Consider the following 20,576-nt stretch of genomic DNA (forward strand, 5'->3'; position numbering starts at 1 on the left):
GCTTAAAAGAGCATTTGTTTAAATATAATAAATGTTTTTAGCTGTAAAAAGGCAAATAGTCTATGATATGAGTGATTCTAATAATAGGAATGTACTATATGAATGTTGTATCCCAGCAGAATTCCCAGCGAAAAAATGCATTTCTTAGTGATACGCTTATGTTTCGTATCGCATCTACTTTACCCACTTCTTTATTGGCAAGCTTTGAGGAAATAGGAGCTTTCGTCGCTAGTGATGAAGCGTGGGATCTTGCACGTTTAGCAAACAGCCACCGACCCACATTGCGCTATAACAACCGATGGAGACAATCAAAAGAAGAATTAGATATTCACCCTTCTTATCATACTCTTCAACGATATTCTAGACAAGCAGGTTTAATTTCTTCGCTTTGGGAAAATACGACTTCAGAAAATAGAGTACGTTATCAGGCGCGTGCTATTCGCTTGGCTTTATTGGCTGGTTTGGAAACAGGACATTTGAATGAGATCACTGTAGCAAGTGCTGCTATTGCAGTGTTAATTGGTGATATTGAATTATTTAAAAAATGGCAAGATGCGCTTTTATCACGCGAATATGATTTGTCTTCTAGGCCTATTGATAATAAAAAGGGAGCTTCACTGACTTGTGCTTTTGATAATATTGAGGAAAATGAAAAATATACTTTTAACTTTCCAGCTGTTCAAAGGATTTCTTTTGATGAAAAAATGGGGCGTGATCTATATCGTTTAAACATTATAAAAACTAATGTTGTTAATCCGATGGCCGACGGATATATTGTAAGCGCAGAAATAGATGGCCTTTTAAGCTGCTTTTTAATTCCACGTATGCAAGAAAATGGCTTATTAAATGGTGTTATATTAATTCGTTATTTAATTCAGCGGTCTGGAGAATATTCAGCTCCAGAAGGAGTTATTGAATTCCGAGGTTGTTATGGTTGGCTTGTTGGTAACATGGGAGAAGGGGCTAAAGTGATTAAGGATATCGAAACCATGATGCGTTTCGATCAGGCTATAATATCAGCAGGTGTTTTGCGTTCTGCACTTCAATTTAGTATAGATTTTCTTCGGAAGCAAATTCCAAATCAACCTTTTCCACTATTAACAGAGCGTATTTTTGCAGATATTGCACTTGATATAGCTGCTTCGCAAGCATTGGTTATGCGCTTAGCACGAGCGTTTGATAATGCTGCAGATAATCGTTCTGAGGCAGCTTTTGCAAGAATTATGACACCTATTGTTGCTTGTCATGTCAGTCAATTAGTTATTCCAATTATTGGTGAAATTATTGCACAGGTTGGTATAGCGAGTTTCACGGATAGTAATCCTTTGTTGCAAATATTGCGTGATAGTCCTGCAAGAATAGTTAAAAATAGTGGTGTTAATCAATTGGTAAGGGATGCAATTCTTATAGGTGATAAAGCACCTGGATTATTTCAGCAATTATTAGAAAAAATTGCAGCTGATATTGGACAAGCTGGTCCACGAGCGATTGAGATTATTAAATCCGCTGTGAATATGGCTTCTATAAATGAAGGAGCTGGTAGGTTTTTTGTTGAACAGATGGCATATGCATCTGCCAGTGCAGCGTTACGTTATACAGAAGTTGAACATGTTGTAAATGCTTATATGGAAAGTCGTCTTGGAGGACAATGGAGATCATCTTATGGTATGTTGATCGCACGATATAATCCAACACAATTATTAGACGTTCTCTATCCTGCTGTTTGATGACAGAGTCTTAATTCTATCGAGAGCGCCTTGCAAAATGAAAGCAGCAGCAGCTGAGTCAATGCGTGATTTTCTTTTAGAGCGCGACATATCCATTTCTAAAAGACGACGTTCTGCAGCAATTGTCGATAGCCGTTCATCCCAAAAAATAAAAGGAATTTTTGTATATGTTGCCATATTACTAACAAAAGTTTTGGTTGCTTGAACACGTGGACCGTTGCTTCCATTCATATTAATGGGTAAGCCAATGATAATAGCTCCTACATTTTCATTATTAAAAATCTGTATAAGTGTCAGAGCATCTAATGTGAATTTTTTTCGATAAATAACAGGTCGCGGATTTGAAAATGTTAAACTAATATCAGAAATAGCAATTCCAATTGTTTTGGCACCCAAATCTAAGCTCGCTATTGTTTGCCCAAATAAAAGATGTGTCGTAACTTCATTTATGCTGATAATGGCCATGTTGTATGCTTAGAGTATCATAATATTTTGGTTGGTTACAATAAAAATTGGGGTGTATATACCAATATTCTTGCGCTTATAGACGTAGACTTGTATAGCCAAAAAACGAATAGGTTAATAATATTAGAGTAAATCAAGTAGAAAGGTGCAATATGTCTGTTGATAGTAAAACAGTCAAGCGGGTGGCAAAATTAGCACGTATTGCTATCCATAATGATGAAGTTGAGCGTATAACAGAGGAGTTTAATACCATTTTAGATTTTGTAAAACAACTTGATGAAATTGATGTTAATGGAGTTGAACCACTAACATCAGTAATTCCGATGGCTTTACGAAGACGTGAGGATGAGATTACGGATGGTAATAAGGCCGCGGATATTATAGCAAATGCACCTTTAGCAGAAGAAAATTTTTTTCTTGTTCCAAAAGTAGTCGAATAATTTTTTACATTTCAAAATTCGAGAATCAACATGACCGATTTAATAACCTTAACAATTGCACAAGCTCGTGATGCTTTTAAAAAGGGAGATCTGAAAGCAATTGAATTAACAGAAGCTTATTTGAAAGCAATTGAATTAGCTAATCCAATTTTGAATGCTTATGTAGCAGTGACTGCAGAACAAGCAACAAAAATGGCAGCTGAATCTGACACCCGTTTGGCAAAAGGAAAGGCTGGAATTTTAGAAGGTATTCCATTGGGCATTAAGGATCTCTTTGCAACACAGGATATACACACTCAGGCTTGTTCATATATTCTTGATGGTTTTAAACCGAAATATGAATCAACTGTAACTGCTAATTTATGGAAAGATGGAGCAGTTATGTTAGGTAAGCTGAATATGGATGAGTTTGCTATGGGATCATCCAATAAAACATCATGCTATGGCCCAACTATTAATCCATGGCGAAAAAAAGAATCAGATGAAAAGCTTGTTCCTGGTGGTTCTTCAGGAGGCTCTGCTGCTGCTGTTGCAGCTTGTCTTTGTGCGGGAGCAACAGCAACTGATACTGGTGGATCAATACGTCAGCCAGCAGCTTTTACTGGTACTGTAGGGATAAAGCCAACTTATGGACGGTGTTCGCGTTGGGGAATGATAGCTTATGCTTCATCACTTGATCAGGCGGGACCTATTGGAAGAGATGTGCGTGATTGTGCAATTATGTTAAAATCAATGGCTTCCTTTGATGATAAAGATTCAACTTCAGTTAATTTACCAGTACCTGATTATGAAAGCTATCTTGGTCAATCGATCAAAGGAATGAAAATTGGTATCCCAAAAGAATATTATATTGAAGGGATGTCTGATGAAATTGTTAATCTTTGGCAAAAAGGAATTAAATGGCTAAAAGATGCAGGGGCAGAGATTATTGATATTTCATTACCTCATACAAAGTATGCTTTGCCTGCTTACTATATTGTAGCTCCTGCAGAAGCATCTTCTAATTTGGCACGCTATGATGGTGTTCGTTTTGGACTTCGTATACCAGGAAAAGACGTTATTGAAATGTATGAAAATACCCGTTCATCTGGTTTTGGTGATGAAGTTAAGCGGCGTATTCTGATTGGAACTTATGTTCTTTCAGCGGGTTACTATAATGCTTATTATCTTAAAGCTCAAAAAGTACGAACGTTAATTAAGCGTGATTTTGATCAGTGTTTTGAACTTGGTATTGACGCTATTCTAACTCCTGCAACACCGACATCCGCTTTTAGTATTACAAATGAAAAAATAAAAAATGATACAATAGCCATGTATCTCAATGATATTTTTACTGTGCCAGTTAATATGGCTGGTTTACCAGGAATTTCTGTTCCTGCAGGTTTATCATTAGATGGTTTGCCTCTGGGATTACAATTGATAGGTAGATCTTTTTCTGAGGAAGTAATTTTTCAAATAGCATATATTATAGAACAAGCAGCAGGAAAACTAAATGCTGAAAGATGGTGGACATAAAATATAGTTTATAATTTTAATGCTAGTTTATTTTGAATAACATATTTCTAATGATTTATGGACAAGAAGAGGTTTTTCATTAATTGTATAATCATTAGAGTTAAACAATGGGGATGTAAGTACTGTAATTTTTTAATTTCCAAGATATGCGTCTTTGACACGTGGATCAGAAAGCAAAGCTTTGCCTTCATCGTGAAATAATATTTTTCCTACTTCTAAAATATAAGCATAATTAGCAATGGAAAGTGCTGCAGACGCATTTTGTTCAATAAGAAGAATAGTTTTTCCCATATTATTAATTTTTTTAATAATCGAAAAGATTTCACGTACAAGAAGAGGTGCTAAACCAAGAGATGGCTCATCTAATATAACTATATCAGGATTACTCATAAGGGTGCGACCTACAGCTAACATTTGCTGCTCACCACCTGACATTGTACCGCTCAACTGCTGAGATCTTTCACGCAATCGTGGAAATAAATCAAATATCCATTCGATATTGCGAGCAGTAATAGTTTTATCATTACAGATATAAGCTCCTAGTTGAAGATTCTCTAAGACAGTAAAGTGAGGTATAATACGTCTTCCTTCAGGAGTTAATGCAATACCTAATCGCAAAATTTCTTCTGGCTGTTTTTCAATGATGGATTTACCTTTATATATAATTTCACCGTGAATCGATTGATTGAGACCTACAATAGAGTGTATAGTGCTACTTTTTCCTGCTCCATTCGCTCCAATTAGAGTAACTATGCTTCCTTTTTTTATAGACATGGAAAGGTTTTGAACAGCTTTAATCGCACCATAATGCACATGAAGATTTTTTATTTCAAGAATATTCATGTATATCTCCACCGAGATAAGCTTTAATAACTTTAGGATTATTGCGCACTTCATTAGGTGTGCCATTAGCGATACAACGGCCATATTCTAATACAGAAATATATTGACAAAGTTTCATCACAACTTTCATGTCATGTTCAATCAGAAGGATTGTAAGATCAAATTCTTTTTTGATTTTTTCTATAAATTGTCTTAATTCATCACTTTCTTGTGGATTCATACCTGCTGCAGGTTCGTCAAGAAGAAGCAGTTTTGGTTTTGTTGCTAAAGCTCGAGCAATTTCTAAACGTCGTTGTGCTCCGTAGGGTAGGGTGGTTGCTTTTTGATCAGCGAGATGATCAAGCTGAACTCTCTTAAGAAGTTCCATTGCATTTTTATGAATTTGTCTTTGCTCTTTAAGTGCGCTTGGTAATAATAACGCTGCAGTAAACCATGGTTGTTTTTGTCGAATATGAGCGCCTACCATGATGTTTTGTAAGACTGTTAATCCTGAAAAAAGACGAATGTTTTGAAACGTTCGTGCAATGTGGAGTTTGCAGATAGTATAAGGTGGAAGGCCACAAATTTTTTTACTATCTAAAAGAATTGTTCCACTTGTTGGTGCGTAAAAACCAGAAATTATATTAAAAATAGTTGTTTTTCCAGCACCATTTGGACCAATTAATCCAGTAATTGTTCCTCGTTTAATAGCCATATTAACGTTGTTTACAGCAATTAGTCCACCGAAATGCATTGTAAGATTATTGAGCGAAAGGATCGTATCATTCATGATTTTTTCTCATTAAAAGATTGTAAATCCAATTCCATGAAAATTCACGTTGGCCTAATAATCCTTTTTGCCAGTATAAGATAATTGCTAGCAATATAAGTGAAAAAATAACCATTCGTAGACCTGGTACTCCCGGAATATATATAAAGCCTAGATTTAATGGATTTTCAACAATGCGAAGCCACTCAAGCATTATTGTAATAATAATGCTGCTTATAACACTGCCTGTAATAGAACCAAGACCACCAGCCACGACAATCATTAAAATATTAAAAGTTAAGATAAAATTGAACATTTTGGGGTCGATGGTTGAAATAAGAGCGGCGGTTAATGCACCACCGACGCCTGCAAAAAATGCACCAACCGTAAAGGAAAAACAGCGATAGAAAAAAGTATTTACTCCCATTATTTTCGCAGCAATTTCATCATCGCGAATAGCGCGTAACACATTACCTGTATTGCTTTGTAATAAAAGAGTAATAAAAATTATTGTAAATGCTAACCAACCAAAATTCCACCATAATGTAGCATATTGAGGTATTCCTTTGATTCCTAATGAACCATTCGTTAAAGGTATAGCATTGATAATGAGAACACGAATAATTTCTGCAAAGCCCAATGTTGCAATTCCAAGATAATCACCACCAAGGCGTAAAACAGGAAAAGCAATTAGCAAACCTATAATTGCAGCAGATAGACCACTTATAATAACAGCAACGAAAAACGATAATTGCAAATTTTTTAATGGTTCAGCTATCGGTTCTAAAATCCACATCATCTCTTTCTGTTCAGGAGAGAGAAGAAAAATTGCGCATATATAAGCACCAATAGCCATAAAACCAGCATGTCCCAAAGAAAACATGCCCGTAAACCCGTAAATCAAATTAAGTGAAATTGCTAATATTGCATTGATGGCGATAAGATTCATAATGCGTAATGTGTAGTCATTAAAATGGTTATCAGCATAAAATAAAAAACTAATAAAAATTATAATGCTAACAAATGATAGAAAAATGTTTAATGATTTTGCCATTAAATTTTCTCCTGATTTTTCTTACCCATTAAACCAGTTGGCATTATTAATAAAATAAGAATCAATAGGATAAAAGCAAAAGCATCTCTATATCCAGATAAAGTTGGAGAGAAGGCAACGACCATAATTTCAATAAATCCCAATAGTAGGCCTCCAAGCATTGCTCCTGAAATTGAACCTATACCTCCAATAACGGCTGCGATGAAAGCTTTTAATCCAGGAAGCAAACCCATATAAGGATGAATTTGAGGGTAACGTAAAGACCACATAATGCCTGCTATGGCACCTAATGCAGAGCCTATACAAAATGTAAATGCAATAATTTTATTAACGGAAACACCCATTAAACGAGTTGTTTCAATATCATATGATATTGCACGCATAGCAAGACCAGGCTTTGTTTTATTGATGGTCCATAATAAAATAATAACAAGAATAAATGAAATAATAGGAACGATGAGAAACATGGGAGCAATTCGAATGATACTCTTTGCATCTTGTCCGAAAGACCATAAGATCGGTGTTACAAGAAAATCTGGTTGTTTTACAGCCTTTGGAATGCTGCTAAAAAACATGATTGCAAGGCTTTCAATAAGAAAGGAAATGCCAATCGCGCTGATAAGCACCGAAATACGCGGAGCATTACGCAAAGGCTTATAGGCTAACTGGTCAATAAAAATTCCCACTGCGCCCGTAATAAAAATGGAAAAAAAAATGGCTAGAATCCAAATGGGTTTAAAATCTTGTGGAGAAATTTGTGAGTAATAAATAAGCCCTGAAACAAGAATAAAAAAAACAGAAATCCAATAAATTTTTTGTTGTTTTTGAAATCCAATAAAGATCGAATAATAAATGAAAACTGCGAATAATATAAGTAAAATAGCAGTCCATGTAGGCATAAAACTAATTGTGGAAAAGGAAAAAAAATATGCTCCCAACATCAAGAGGTCACCATGAGCAAAATTAATTAACCTTAAAACACCATAAACCATGGTATAACCAATTGCAATAAGCCCGTAAAGTGATCCTAATGCTAGCGCATTAAAGAAATATTGAATGAACATTTCAGTGCTCATCTCTTGTTCCTTTTATGTATTAATATGAAATATGATTGTTCTAAATGGTCTAGTCTCGAAATACATTAACTAATTTTGCACTTTTAATTGAGCAACTTATTATTTTGAATTGTTTTTTTTAAGTCAGTAGACTGTATTTCATTTAAATAAATACGTTTTCCATTTTTTATTTCAATTACACCAATAGAAACTTGAGGATTATGATTTTCATCTATGGATATAATTCCAAAAGGGGTTTGAAAATCTTTTAATTTGCTCAGTTCAGCTGTAATTTGATCACGATCAGCACTGCCAGCATTTTCAATAGCTTGCATGAACATCATATATGCGGTGTACCCCAAAGCTGAATTGATATTTGGTTGTTTATTGGGATGAACGGCTTTCCATTTACTTGTAAATTCTTGTGCAGCTTTTGACATGTTTGGTATAGCTTCATTGTAAGGAAGTGTTGTATGCAAAAATCCTTCTGCAGCTCGTCCTGCAATTGCAATAGTTTCTGGATTGTCCATAGCATCTCCACCCATAATGCGAAATTTTGCTCCTAATTCACGTGCTTGCTTTATAATTATAGCGCCTTCAGAAAAATAAGATGGGATGAATAAGATATCAGGTTTTTGTGCTATGATTTGTATAAGAGCAGCTGAGAAATCTTGGTCTCCAGAATTATAATTTAAATTTGAAATAACTTCACCACCTAACTTTTTGAATGAACTGATGAAATAACGTGCAAGACCAATTGCATAGTCATTAGATATATCTTTTAAGATAGCTGCCTTTTTGGCATGTAAAGTTTTGATTGCATAAGTTGCAGCACCTATACCTTGATAAGAATCAGTGAAACATGCACGAAAATAATATTTTTTTCCTTGTGTGACCAATGGATTTGTTGATGAGGTTGCAATAGTAGGTGTTTTTGCTTTTTCAGATACTTCTCCACCCGCTAGTGATAGTGAAGAACCATAGGTTCCAATGATTCCATTAACTTTGTCATTAGCGGTTAAACGTGCTACAGCATTGACTGCTTCTACTTTATCAGATTTATTATCAACAACAATCAGTTCAACTTTGCGTCCTAGTATTTCTGGAGTTTTTTTATGTGCTAATTGTATACCCTCAAGTTCGAGTTTTCCTCCAAACGCATTTTGTCCAGTTAATGGAAGATAAACACCAATCTTAATAGGATCTTTTGCAGAGGCGCTTGTTAGAAATGTGATTATTATAAAGGCTACTGTAAGGATTTTTCTCAATTGCATTGAACACTTTTCCTTATTTTCAGTTATAATTTTTTTATAAATTCCGCACATTATCTTGAACTTTATTATCATGCAAGTTATACCTCTTAATAAAGTTGATCAGTGTGTATGGAGTTTATACAGAAAGTCTTTAAAATTATTATTTATTATACATGATGTGTATAAACTTTCTTGGATGAAATTTATGATTTATGAGCTGACATTACGAGGTAGATACGACAACATGGGGAAATCTTATCTTAGGTCTTGCTTGTTGGTGTAACTACGATGTCTACTTACGCAGAAGAATCAATTTGTAGAATTCAAACCTACAGGATCGCGTTTGGTTATGACAAGTAAGGATACATTAAAAGATTATTCTTTATCTGAAGATGATCTCGGTATTTGTGGTGAAATTATTGAAATTAGTGGTGTCATTAAATGGTTTGATGGCAGCAAGGGGTATGGGTTTATTATTCCTGATTTTCCAGGTCTTCCTGATATATTATTGCATGTGGCAGTGATGCGGCGAGATGGTTTTCAAACAGCTTTAGAAGGAGCCAAAGTTATTTGTGTTGTACAACAAACGGAGAGAGGACTAAAATGTATCCAAGTTAAGTCTATTGATTGCTCATCAGCTACTCATCCCTCAGAAATTCCAGTACGTACACATGTTGTAGTAACTCCTGAAAGTGGTTTAGAACGTGCAATTGTTAAGTGGTTCAATCGCGAAAAAGGATTTGGTTTCCTTAGCCGAGGGCAGGGAACAGAAGATATTTTCATTCATATGGAAACATTACGTCGTTTTGGTTTAGCAGAACTTCGTTCTGGTCAGGTTGTCATTGTGCGTTTTGGCAAGGGAAAAAAGGGTTTGATGACAGCAGAAATTTATCCTGATATAGCGCTTCCATTTATTACAAATTAAATTTCTAATATTACTAAGGCAAAAAGTGTCGTCTCTGTTTTTTTAAGTTGCGTGATTTATCTTAAAAAAAATAATAATGCAGGATAAGAATTTTGAAATTTTTAAAGAAAAAACAAATTATTCAGTTTATTCTGTTTTTGGGGGGCAATATTTCAAGTATGGTTATAGCAGGAAAGCCTATAGAGATTCCTGTTGATCCAGCTTTTTTAATAATTAATACAAAACAGAATGCGATTTTTTATGAGGTAGAGATTGCATTTTCGGAAACTCAAGCAAGCGCTGGTTTGATGTATCGTACTCATTTTCCTCGTAACCGTGCTATGTTATTTAAGAATTTTCTTGGTAGTATACCAGAAGATAAACAAAAAATGTTTATGTGGATGGCTCATACATCTTTACCCTTAGATATAATTTTTTTAAATTCTAAGGGGGTTATTGTTTCAATTATTGAAAATACACTTCCATTTTCAAAAAATATAATTTCGTCAAAAGTACCTGCAGCTTTTGCTATTGAGCTTAATGCCGGTGAGGTTATTGATAAAAAGATACAGCAAGGACAATGTGTGATACATCCTATTATTTATGAGAAATGTGAAAGTAATAAATCATGACAGCAGAAGAAATTCGTTTTTTTGAACACGATGGTTTGCGTTTTGCTTACCGTGAAGAAGGACGGGGGTCTCCTATTTTATTGATTCATGGTTTTGGATCTTCTGCGTATATGAATTGGTATGCAACAGGTTGGTTTCGTACCCTTATTGAGGCAGGCTATCGTGTTATTGCTTTTGATAATCGCGGTCATGGTGATTCGGATAAGATTTATAATCCTTTATTTTATACGCCTCAAGCTATGGCCAGTGATGCGGTTAAATTGCTTCAACATTTAGGGTTGTCCAAGACTCATGTTATGGGATATTCTATGGGAGCTAGAATTAGCGCATTTATGGCTCTTTTATATCCAACATATGTACATAGTGTTATTTTTGGTGGTTTAGGAATTGGTATGGTAACGGGGGCAGGTGATTGGGAGCCTGTTGCTCAGGCTCTTTTAGAAAAAGATATTTCAGCAATTACCAATCAGCGCGGTTTAATGTTTCGTAAATTTGCAGAACAAACTAAGAGCAATAGACGTGCTCTTGCTGCTTGTATCATGACGTCGAAACAGGAATTAACAGAGGATGAAGTTTATAAAATTAAGCAGCCTGCGCTCGTTGCAGTTGGTTCATTGGATGAAATTAGTGGTGAAGCTGAGCCATTAGCAGCTTTGTTGCCACACGGTGAGGTATTACAAATTCCTGGTCGTGATCATATGCTTGCTGTTGGAGATAAAGTTTATAAAAAAGGTGTTATTGATTTTCTTGCTCGTCACCCTATTACTTAACTATTATTTAAAAGGCGTTCGAGATATGAAAGAAATAATCTATTTGTTATGAATACCTTCAACATATTAAAAATATCAAGGATAGGATTACTAATGCCCGAATTTATTATTTCTTTTAAAAATTCCGCTTTCAATTATTTAGACAATAAGTGCTCTTTCTATTTATTTTAGGTAATGCTTTAAAATTAAAGCAACTTTATTTTATTATTTTAAAAGTGCAGGTTTTTTACGTGAAGGAAGAATTGATAAGTCGTTTGCAATATGCCTATCTAAATATTGTGCACATCGTTCAATAAGCTCCTTATTATATCCGCTGAAAAAGTGGTTAGCTCCTTTTAGTATTTCTTGTGTAATAGTAATACCTTTTTGCATTTTTAGTTTATCGACAAGATTTTGAACATCTTTCGAAGGTGCAACTTTATCAATATCCCCATGAATTATTAAGCCAGATGAAGGGCAAGGAGCAAGAAATGAGAAATCGTAAATATTCGGTTGTGGAGCAACAGATATAAAGCTTTCAATTTCGGGTCTACGCATGAGAAGTTGCATTCCAATCCAAGCACCAAACGAATAACCAGCTACCCAACAATTTTTAGAATTAGGATGCTGTGTTTGCACCCAATCAAGGGCAGCGGCAGTATCTGAAAGTTCTCCTATACCATAATCAAATTCCCCTTGACTTCGACCAATACCACGAAAATTGAAACGCAGTGTAGTAAAACCACGTTGTTGAAACATATAAAATAAATCGTAAACAATTTTATTATTCATTGTTCCGCCGAATTGAGGGTGAGGATGCAGAACAATTGCAATTGGCGCATTTTTTTGTTGAGAAGGTTGATAACGTCCTTCAAGACGACCTGCGGGACCATTAAAAATGATTTCTGGCATTAAATGCTCCTTAAAAGCTATGAATGTTTTCATTGACCTTGGCCAAATTTTACAATAGAATCTATTAATTTCTTTAATTAATCACTAGATATCCTTTTTTGAAGGCGTTTTTCAAGAAAATTGCATTATTTTTTTAATCAATTTGTGGGATAGATATTAGGATTTAAAATGGCTGTAAAACGCCGATATTTTGATCATAATGCAACGACACCACTCACAAAAATGGCGCGAATGGCATTATTAGAATCCTTAGAGATATTCGGTAATCCATCATCTGTTCATACAGAAGGGCGTGCTGCTAAAGCACTTTTACAGAAATCCCGTAAACAAATTGCTGATAGACTTAAGGCAAATCCGGATAATGTTGTATTTACATCTGGTGCCAGCGAAGCAGCAATGACTCTGTTAACACCTTTTTATCATATGGGGCGTTCTGAAGTGCAATTTTCTCACCTTTATATTGGTGCAAGTGAGCATCCGTCTATTGCAGAAGGGGGGCGTTTTTCTAAAGAATTGATTAGTATAATTGATATTGATCAGCATGGTTTGATCCAGCAGGACAAGTTAAAATCTTTATTAATGGCACATGATAATGCAAAAGGTTTACCCCTTATCGCTATTCAAGCTGCAAATGGTGAAACTGGTGTTATTCAAAATATTCAAGAAATAGCTGCTATAGTTCGAGAAGCTAGAGGTACTCTCATTGTTGACTTAGTCCAGTATGTAGATAAACATCTCATTGATATTAATCATTTCGGGGGCGATTTCTTTATATTATCAGCCCATAAAATTGGAGGACCTAAAGGAATTGGTGCGTTTGTTTCATGTAGCAATCTTCTTACTCCTCATCCTCTTATTATTGCTGGTGGACAAGAAAAAGGATTACGTGGAGGAACAGAAGCTTTACCACTTATTGCTTCTTTTGGAGCTGCAATGGCTGATTGTTTTACTGAAGAAGAAATAAAACAATTAATTTATTTACGTAATAGATTAGAAGATGGTTTACAAAAAATTAGTCATGATGTTACAATTTTTGGCAAAGGTGTTCAACGTTTGCCAAATACTACTTATTTTACTGTGCAAGATATAAAAGCTGAAACGATGCAAATTAGTTTTGATTTAGCGGGATTTTCTGTATCAGCGGGTTCTGCTTGCTCTTCAGGAAAAGTGAAACAAAGCGGAGTTTTGAAAGCAATGGGATATCATATATTGAATGGTGCAATCCGTGTTTCAACAGGACGTTGTACCACTTCTAAAGATATTGATGATTTTTTATTGATTTTTTCTCAAATTATAGGTAACAAAAATAAAGTTAATCATTAAAAAATTGAGCGCTATTCTTAAAAGTTAAGATTAAGCTTGATAGAGTTTTCCCATTTTACATATAAAACCGCGTGTTTTAATTTTGTGAAGAAAATAAGTCTTTATCTTTGATCACCGGTTCTTGATGCCGGCAAAAATGGAGAAAGTCGATGCCGGCAGTGCAAGAAACAATACACCAAGTACGTGAAATAGACGTTGATCAATATAAATATGGTTTTGAAACAAATATTGAAATGGATAAGGCTCCAAAAGGCTTAAATGAAGATATTATTCGATTCATTTCAGCTAAAAAATGTGAGCCTGAGTGGATGTTGACATGGCGTTTACAAGCTTTTCGTCGATGGTCTAAAATGGAAGAACCACTTTGGGCACGAATTGAATATCCAAAAATCGATTTTCAAGAACTTTATTATTATGCTGCTCCTAAAAATCATACAGGGCCAAAATCTTTAAATGAGGTTGACCCTGAATTATTAGCAACTTATGAAAAGCTTGGTATTCCCTTAAAAGAGCAAGAAATTTTGGCAGGAGTAACAAAGCAAGCGGATTTTTCTACACTCGATGATAATATGTATGCATCAGGAAAAGTGGCTGTTGATGCTGTCTTCGATTCTGTTTCAGTTGTGACAACATTTAAAGAAGAATTAGCACGTGCTGGTGTCATTTTTTGTTCTATTTCAGAAGCTATTATCGAACATCCTGCTTTTATTCAGGAATATTTAGGGGCAGTTGTTCCAGCTGGTGATAATTATTATGCTGCCTTAAATGCAGCTGTTTTCACAGATGGTTCATTTGTTTATATTCCTAAAGGAGTGCGTTGTCCTATGGAACTTTCAACCTATTTCAGGATTAACGAACGCAATACAGGACAATTTGAGCGCACACTAATTATCGCAGATGAAGATTCCTACGTTTCTTATTTGGAAGGGTGTACTGCGCCTCAGCGTGACGAAAATCAATTGCATGCTGCGGTTGTCGAGCTTATTTCTCTAAAAAATGCAGAAATTAAATATTCGACGGTACAAAATTGGTATCCTGGTGATAAGGAGGGAAAGGGAGGGATTTATAATTTTGTAACTAAACGTGGAGATTGTAGAGGAGATAATTCCAAAATTTCATGGACTCAAATTGAGACTGGTTCTGCAATTACTTGGAAATATCCATCTTGTTTATTACGAGGTAATAATTCACGTGGAGAATTTTATTCTATTGCTGTCGCAAATGGTCATCAACAAATTGATTCCGGTACAAAAATGATCCATTTAGGAGAAAATACATCAAGTCGTATTATTTCCAAGGGAATTTCTGCTGGTTTTTCAAGTAATACTTATCGCGGACAAGTGACTGCACATAGAAAAGCCAAGAATGCACGTAATTTTACTCAATGTGATAGTTTGCTGATTGGCAGTGATTGCGGTGCTCACACAGTACCCTATATTGAGGCAAAAAATGCAACAGCTCAGTTTGAACATGAAGCAACAACGTCAAAGATCTCTGATGATCAACTTTTTTATGTTATGCAACGAGGGATTTCTGAAGAAGAGGCAATTGCGTTAATCATTAATGGATTCGTAAAAGAAGTTATTCAAAAATTACCAATGGAATTTGCTGTTGAAGCTCAGAAACTGATCGGTATTAGCCTTGAAGGTAGTGTAGGCTAATACTTAATTTAAGCAAATACAGCAATAACAGGACTGAATTATGTTAGAAATCAAAAATTTGCACGCCCGTATTTCTGAAACTAATACTGAAATCATTTGTGGTTTAAATTTAACCATTCGAGATGGTGAAGTAGCTGCTATTATGGGGCAAAATGGAGCAGGAAAATCTACTTTGTCTTACTTACTTTCTGGGCGCGATGATTATGAAGTAACAGAAGGCGATATCCTTTATAATGGGCAATCCATTTTAAAGATGAGTCCAACAGAGCGTGCAATATGTGGTATTTTTTTAGCATTTCAATATCCAATGGAAATACCTGGTGTTGCAACAATGGAATTTTTAAAAGTTGCAATGAATTCTCAACGCAAAGCTCGAGGTGATAAAGAACTTAAAATTTCTGAATTTATTCAACGTATTAAAGACATTTCTTCTGAACTTGAAATAGATATGGCTATGCTTAAACGTCCATTGAATGTTGGTTTTTCAGGTGGAGAAAAAAAGCGTACTGAAATTCTTCAAATGGCTCTACTTGAACCTAAGCTTTGCATTTTAGATGAAACAGATTCTGGCTTAGATATTGATGCATTAAAAATTGTTGCAGATGGTGTTAATAAACTTCGTAGTCAGAAACGTTCATTTTTGGTTATTACTCATTATCAACGTTTACTTGATTATATTGCTCCTGACACAGTACATGTTCTTCATAAAGGTCGTATTATTAAGAGTGGAGATAAATCTTTAGCACTATATTTGGAACAAAATGGGTATGCTGATATTATAAATAAAACTGCTTGAGGTTATTAAATATGAGAACAAACTCACAATCAGAATTAATAGCAGTTGAAGCAGATATTATTAATAATTTTGATCAACGCATTGATGATTTGCCTGGTAATGAAACAGTGCAAGCTATACGTAAGGAAGCTATTGAGCTATTTCAAAAAACACGTCTTCCTTCACGCAAAATGGAGTATTGGCATTATACTAATTTACGTGTTTTATTAAAATCTGTAAGTAATTTTTCAGAACTTATTGACGAACAGCAGATTAATCCATTACTTCCAGAAAATATTATTTTTTCTATTCAAAATGGTAAAGCGCTTACGTCAAATAAAATAGTAGGTGTTGAAGTAGAGCATCTTGCAACGGCGTTGGATAAAAATAGCACTAAAATAAATTTAACTATTTCTGATGAAAATTTTATTGGGCAAATAAATACAGCCTTCGTTACGAATGGATGGATTTTCCAGATTGCTGACAATATTAGATTGGATATACCAATTGAATTACAAAATATTCAAATGGGAGGACAGTCACATACTTTTTCAAGCATCAAAGTTGGAAAAAATAGTCAAGCTGTCATTATTGAACGTCAAATCGGCAATGATAAAGATACTTTTGTTAGTTCAGTATTTTCATTAAATCTTGCTGCTAATAGCAATGTAACATGGATTCTTATCTGTGATAGGGGATGTAATACTACACAATTTGGCCAATTTCGTGCTGTGCTTGCTGAAAATGCTGAATTAACGCTTTATGTGATTAATATAAGTAGCCAACTTAATCGTCAAGAAATTGATATTGAGTTGTTGGGAAAAAAGTCTAATTTTCAATTGCGAGCAATAAATTTATTGTCTGGAAAAATGCATAATGATCTTACAATGACTGTTCGTCATGTTGAAGAAAAATCGGTTTCGAGAGAAATTGTACGTAATGTTGTTACAGATAAGGCGCATGGTGTTTTTCAAGGAGTAATACGTGTAGCAAAAAAAGCACAAGAAACAGATGCTCGTATGGCTTGCAATAGCCTTATTCTTTCTGATGATGCAGAATTTGATGTAAAACCTGAACTAGAAATTTTTGCTGATAATGTTACTTGCGCTCACGGTGCAACAGTTGCTAAACTTAATCATGATCATCTTTTTTATTTAATGGCGCGTGGTATCTCTTTTAAAACTGCCTGTGAACTTTTGGTAAAAGGATTTATCTCAGAATTAATTGATGACATCAAGCAAGATAATATTCACGCTATTTTGAGTAATATCATTAGTAAATGGTTAGAAAAGAACGTTTAAGGTAGAAAAATGGAAAATAACATAAAAACATTAAATTATAATGTAGAAGAAATTCGGTGTGATTTTCCTATTTTGCAGAGTAATATTTACGGTAAGCGGTTAGCTTATCTTGATAGTGCGGCTTCTGCTCAAAAGCCACTATCAGTTCTTAATGTTATGGATAATTTTTATCGATATCATTATGCTAATGTACATCGAGGAATGCATTATTTATCAAATACAGCAACACAATTTTATGAAGATGCTCGTGAAACAGTTCGTGCTTTTTTAAACGCTCAAATAGTTGAAGAAATTATTTTTACGAAGAGTGCAACAGAAGCTATTAACACTATAGCTTATGGTTGGGGGATGTCTAAATTAAATGAAGGTGATGAAATTATTCTCACTATTATGGAGCATCATTCAAATATTATTCCTTGGCATTTTATTCGTAAACAAAAGGGTGTAAAACTTGTTTTTGTGCCAGTTGATGAGGATGGTGTTTTACATATTAAAGATTTTCAAAACGCTTTAAGCAATAGAACTCGTCTTGTTGCTATTACACATATGTCAAATATATTGGGAAGCGTGTCTCCTATCAGAGAAATAGTTAAATTAGCACATCAAAATGCTATTCCTGTTCTTGTTGATGGTTCTCAAGGAGCTGTACATTTAACAATTGATATGCAAGATCTTGATTGTGATTGGTATGTTTTCACTGGTCATAAGATTTATGGTCCTACAGGCATTGGTGTTCTTTATGGAAAAAAATATCGGCTAGAGGAAATGCGTCCTTTTCAGGGGGGAGGGCAAATGATTGAAGAGGTGACACTTGATAAGGTTTCTTATAATGTTCCTCCATACCGTTTTGAAGCTGGTACTCCTCCTATAGTTGAAGCTATTGGGTTAGCAGCAGCTATCGATTATATACAAGAAAAGGATAGAGATGCAATTTATACGCATGAAATGGCACTTTTAAATTATGCTCATGAAAGACTTGAAGCAGTTCAGTCATTACATATCTATGGACGCGCCTTTAACAAAGGTACTATTATATCTTTTGAACTTGAAGGTATTCATGCACATGATGTTGCTATGTTTGTTGATCGACAGGGAGTTGCTATACGTGCGGGAACACATTGTGCACAGCCTTTATTACAACATCTTGGTTTAACATCTATCTGTCGTGCATCATTAGCAATGTATAGTAATCGCGAAGATATTGATCAATTGGTTGAAGCGTTAGAAAAAGCAAGGATATTTTTTAATGGTTAGGTTAATTGACAAGTGCCATTCGGCTGAGCCTGTTGGTATAGAGAGTGAAAAGGAAGAGTCTTGTTTATTAGCAATCCCAGAATCTGAAATTAATCGTTTGACGAGCGATATTATTGCTGCTCTTAAAACAGTTTACGATCCAGAGATACCTGCTGATATTTATGAATTAGGATTGATTTATCGGATTGATATTGAAGATGATCGTTCGGTAAAAATTGAAATGACACTTACAGCTCCTGGGTGTCCTGTTGCAGGTGAGATGCCAGGTTGGGTAGAAAATGCTGTAAGTGCAGTTGAAGGCGTTTTAAGTGTTGAAGTAACTATGACATTTGATCCTCCGTGGACACCTGAATGTATGTCAGAAGAAGCACAGGTTGCTGTTGGATGGTACTAAAAGAAGTAAAATAATAATATTTTATTACCCTTTTTTCATTCTATACATTATTTTTTTCTTTTTTATCATTTAGATGGCTATAACTTTTTGCGATCAGCGTTCTTTGTATAAAGAGCTGCTGTGATATCATCTGTCCAGCTAAAAATTGCTTTGAGTTGGATACTATCGCATTTGAGATTTCAAATCTTATTGTCGCTAATTTTCTTAAATTATAAGCTGATTTTAATATCAGCAACAATAACAGCAATGGAAGCTGTCATTGTAATGGAAAGAGCAAATCGATTGAAATTTTTATGGCAAAAAGCAGCGATATTCTTTGGCCAGAAGGTGAAACTGATGAGACAGAGCTTGAGGTATGATCTTGGGGTGTGGCAATACTGGGAATGATAGCCTTTATAATGGCATTAGCGGCAAAGGTAGTTTTGGTGGTGGTTTGTGCACACTTAAGAACAAAGAAAAAAGTTTTTTGGAAAGAGTTTGGGTCAGTATTGGAAAAGTTCAAAAAGCTCATGGTGACCTTATAGGCAGCATCACAAAAGTTATTCAATTTATTATGACTAGAGGCTCAAATAAACCTTATCAAAAAGGTGTGTTTAAGGATGATAGTATAAAGAAAACGGTGGTCAAGTCAGTAATAGTGTTCTTAGCATGTGGAGTGGTCATGCTGTTAAAGGCAGTGATAGTATTTATGGCAGCGATTATTTTCCTGGAAAAATGAAACATCTTGATCAAATAGAAATGGTAGGGATGGCGCCGTATTAATCAATGTTTATCTATACAATGGAATTAAACGATGGCACGAAAAATCACTGAAAATTATCTCAATTATTTAAAGAAGTGGGCACGTTTACAGCTTCATGCTAATCAAGATGTTTCTGGCGTTTGGACCATAGGATGTGGTCATACAGAAAAAGCTGGTAAGCCAATGGTTGTTGAAGGCATGGTTATTACGAAAGAAAAGAGAAATTATGCTTTTAACCGATTTGAGTCAATATGAGAAGAGAGTGTAAATCCTATTCTCTAACCTTTATTTTTTTATCCCGCACCTTAAAAAAACATATATAAAATCAATATCTTATGCTAAAAGCAAACATGCCTGGTGGGCGATGAGAGACTCGAACTCCCGACATCCTCGGTGTAAACGAGGCGCTCTACCAGCTGAGCTAATCGCCCAATGTAATAATTTACACTTGGATAATCATCCTATTAAGGAAAAAAAAAATTAAAGGCAAGAATAAAAAATATTATTTGTTAATGTTTTTTAGAGAATTAGGTGAGTTTTTATTGTTTATTTAATTTTTTTAAAAAAACGTTTCATTTTTCTTGACAGAAACGAATGAACATCTTACACGAGCGTTGATACCATATTAATTGGTTCAAAGAAGTGCGCGGGTGTAGCTCAGTTGGTTAGAGTGCTGGCCTGTCACGCCGGAGGTCGCGGGTTCGAGTCCCGTCACTCGCGCCATTTCGATTTCCTGATTTATTTAGCATGTGTTTTTTTCTTTGTAGATTATAATAGTTATAGCACATTCTGTATAATTTTTAGCTAATTAATTTTTTCTTTTTTCATA

The 20,576-nt window shown here is 34.8% G+C and carries 21 protein-coding genes and 2 tRNA genes; 15 read left to right on the forward strand and 8 right to left on the reverse strand.

Features of this window, described 5'->3' with window-relative positions; translation table 11 throughout:
• The first annotated feature begins 98 nt into the window (after positions 1-98).
• Entirely contained in the window at positions 99-1,727 is a 1,629-nt protein-coding gene (locus M4Z11_RS05530) for an acyl-CoA dehydrogenase family protein (protein WP_249677351.1), read from the forward strand.
• Here M4Z11_RS05530 and ruvX read toward each other — a convergent pair.
• Entirely contained in the window at positions 1,701-2,192 is a 492-nt protein-coding gene (gene ruvX / locus M4Z11_RS05535; protein ID WP_249677354.1) for a Holliday junction resolvase RuvX, read from the reverse strand. The genes M4Z11_RS05530 and ruvX overlap by 27 nt on opposite strands.
• Before the next feature lie 152 nt (positions 2,193-2,344).
• Here ruvX and gatC point away from each other — a divergent pair, with 152 nt between their 5' ends.
• Both gatC and gatA read left to right on the forward strand, forming a co-directional pair.
• Positions 2,345-2,632, forward strand: coding sequence for an Asp-tRNA(Asn)/Glu-tRNA(Gln) amidotransferase subunit GatC (gatC, locus tag M4Z11_RS05540; RefSeq protein WP_249677357.1), 288 nt, complete (start codon positions 2,345-2,347; stop codon positions 2,630-2,632).
• Between the two features lie 30 nt (positions 2,633-2,662).
• On the forward strand, positions 2,663-4,147 hold the full coding sequence (gene gatA / locus M4Z11_RS05545; protein WP_249677360.1) for an Asp-tRNA(Asn)/Glu-tRNA(Gln) amidotransferase subunit GatA: 1,485 nt from the start codon (positions 2,663-2,665) through the stop codon (positions 4,145-4,147).
• A gap of 132 nt (positions 4,148-4,279) precedes the next feature.
• Here gatA and M4Z11_RS05550 read toward each other — a convergent pair whose 3' ends face one another.
• The 5 genes from M4Z11_RS05550 to M4Z11_RS05570 form a co-directional block, all read right to left on the reverse strand.
• On the reverse strand, positions 4,280-4,990 hold the full coding sequence (locus M4Z11_RS05550) for an ABC transporter ATP-binding protein (protein ID WP_249677362.1): 711 nt from the start codon (positions 4,988-4,990) through the stop codon (positions 4,280-4,282).
• Positions 4,977-5,759, reverse strand: a complete 783-nt coding sequence (locus tag M4Z11_RS05555; RefSeq protein WP_249677364.1) for an ABC transporter ATP-binding protein — start codon at positions 5,757-5,759, stop codon at positions 4,977-4,979. The genes M4Z11_RS05550 and M4Z11_RS05555 overlap by 14 nt, the downstream gene beginning before the upstream one ends.
• Positions 5,752-6,792, reverse strand: coding sequence for a branched-chain amino acid ABC transporter permease (locus M4Z11_RS05560; RefSeq protein WP_249677366.1), 1,041 nt, complete (start codon positions 6,790-6,792; stop codon positions 5,752-5,754). The genes M4Z11_RS05555 and M4Z11_RS05560 overlap by 8 nt, the downstream gene beginning before the upstream one ends.
• The gene (locus M4Z11_RS05565; RefSeq protein ID WP_249677369.1) at positions 6,792-7,868 is read right to left on the reverse strand and encodes a branched-chain amino acid ABC transporter permease; all 1,077 of its coding nucleotides are present in this window, start codon (positions 7,866-7,868) and stop codon (positions 6,792-6,794) included. Before M4Z11_RS05565 ends, M4Z11_RS05560 begins: the two co-directional genes overlap by 1 nt.
• Before the next feature lie 83 nt (positions 7,869-7,951).
• Positions 7,952-9,121, reverse strand: a complete 1,170-nt coding sequence (locus M4Z11_RS05570; RefSeq protein WP_249677371.1) for an ABC transporter substrate-binding protein — start codon at positions 9,119-9,121, stop codon at positions 7,952-7,954.
• Positions 9,122-9,449: 328 nt separating this feature from the next.
• Between M4Z11_RS05570 and M4Z11_RS05575 the strand changes: the two genes are divergently transcribed.
• From M4Z11_RS05575 to M4Z11_RS05585, 3 genes are all read left to right on the forward strand, one after another.
• A complete protein-coding gene (locus tag M4Z11_RS05575; RefSeq protein WP_249677372.1) occupies positions 9,450-10,025 on the forward strand; it encodes a cold-shock protein in 576 nt (191 codons plus the stop codon).
• A gap of 89 nt (positions 10,026-10,114) precedes the next feature.
• Entirely contained in the window at positions 10,115-10,636 is a 522-nt protein-coding gene (locus M4Z11_RS05580) for a DUF192 domain-containing protein (protein WP_249677448.1), read from the forward strand.
• The gene (locus M4Z11_RS05585) at positions 10,633-11,406 is read left to right on the forward strand and encodes an alpha/beta fold hydrolase (protein ID WP_249677375.1); all 774 of its coding nucleotides are present in this window, start codon (positions 10,633-10,635) and stop codon (positions 11,404-11,406) included. Before M4Z11_RS05580 ends, M4Z11_RS05585 begins: the two co-directional genes overlap by 4 nt.
• 204 nt (positions 11,407-11,610) lie before the next feature.
• On the opposite strand, the gene M4Z11_RS05590 is transcribed toward M4Z11_RS05585, so the two are convergent.
• Entirely contained in the window at positions 11,611-12,297 is a 687-nt protein-coding gene (locus tag M4Z11_RS05590; protein WP_249677377.1) for an alpha/beta hydrolase, read from the reverse strand.
• A 168-nt stretch (positions 12,298-12,465) separates the two neighbouring features.
• Here M4Z11_RS05590 and M4Z11_RS05595 point away from each other — a divergent pair, with 168 nt between their 5' ends.
• The 8 genes from M4Z11_RS05595 to M4Z11_RS05635 all read left to right on the forward strand — a co-directional run bounded on the left by M4Z11_RS05595 (position 12,466) and on the right by M4Z11_RS05635 (position 20,002).
• On the forward strand, positions 12,466-13,620 hold the full coding sequence (locus M4Z11_RS05595) for a cysteine desulfurase family protein (protein WP_249677379.1): 1,155 nt from the start codon (positions 12,466-12,468) through the stop codon (positions 13,618-13,620).
• A 149-nt stretch (positions 13,621-13,769) separates the two neighbouring features.
• Complete coding sequence (sufB, locus tag M4Z11_RS05600; protein ID WP_249677380.1) at positions 13,770-15,281, forward strand: Fe-S cluster assembly protein SufB; 1,512 nt, start codon at positions 13,770-13,772, stop codon at positions 15,279-15,281.
• 40 nt (positions 15,282-15,321) lie between these two features.
• Positions 15,322-16,077: a Fe-S cluster assembly ATPase SufC gene (gene sufC / locus M4Z11_RS05605; RefSeq protein WP_249677382.1), complete on the forward strand. Its 756-nt coding sequence runs from the start codon at positions 15,322-15,324 to the stop codon at positions 16,075-16,077.
• Between the two features lie 11 nt (positions 16,078-16,088).
• On the forward strand, positions 16,089-17,357 hold the full coding sequence (gene sufD / locus M4Z11_RS05610; RefSeq protein WP_249677385.1) for a Fe-S cluster assembly protein SufD: 1,269 nt from the start codon (positions 16,089-16,091) through the stop codon (positions 17,355-17,357).
• A gap of 9 nt (positions 17,358-17,366) precedes the next feature.
• Positions 17,367-18,611 (forward strand): cysteine desulfurase, encoded by a 1,245-nt coding sequence (locus M4Z11_RS05615; protein WP_249677387.1) that lies wholly within the window; start codon positions 17,367-17,369, stop codon positions 18,609-18,611.
• Positions 18,604-19,005, forward strand: a complete 402-nt coding sequence (locus tag M4Z11_RS05620; protein ID WP_249677388.1) for an SUF system Fe-S cluster assembly protein — start codon at positions 18,604-18,606, stop codon at positions 19,003-19,005. Before M4Z11_RS05615 ends, M4Z11_RS05620 begins: the two co-directional genes overlap by 8 nt.
• Positions 19,006-19,360: 355 nt before the next feature.
• Entirely contained in the window at positions 19,361-19,723 is a 363-nt protein-coding gene (locus tag M4Z11_RS05630; protein ID WP_249677390.1) for a hypothetical protein, read from the forward strand.
• A gap of 75 nt (positions 19,724-19,798) precedes the next feature.
• On the forward strand, positions 19,799-20,002 hold the full coding sequence (locus M4Z11_RS05635) for a glycoside hydrolase family protein (RefSeq protein ID WP_249677392.1): 204 nt from the start codon (positions 19,799-19,801) through the stop codon (positions 20,000-20,002).
• A 100-nt stretch (positions 20,003-20,102) separates the two neighbouring features.
• Here M4Z11_RS05635 and M4Z11_RS05640 read toward each other — a convergent pair.
• Positions 20,103-20,178, reverse strand: a tRNA-Val gene (locus M4Z11_RS05640).
• Positions 20,179-20,393: 215 nt separating this feature from the next.
• On the opposite strand from M4Z11_RS05640, the gene M4Z11_RS05645 reads away from it, so the two are divergent.
• Positions 20,394-20,470 (forward strand) — tRNA-Asp (locus M4Z11_RS05645).
• Positions 20,471-20,576: the final 106 nt, after the last annotated feature.

This window comes from Bartonella bilalgolemi (assembly GCF_023500045.1).
Taxonomy (GTDB): Bacteria; Pseudomonadota; Alphaproteobacteria; order Rhizobiales; family Rhizobiaceae; genus Bartonella; species Bartonella bilalgolemii.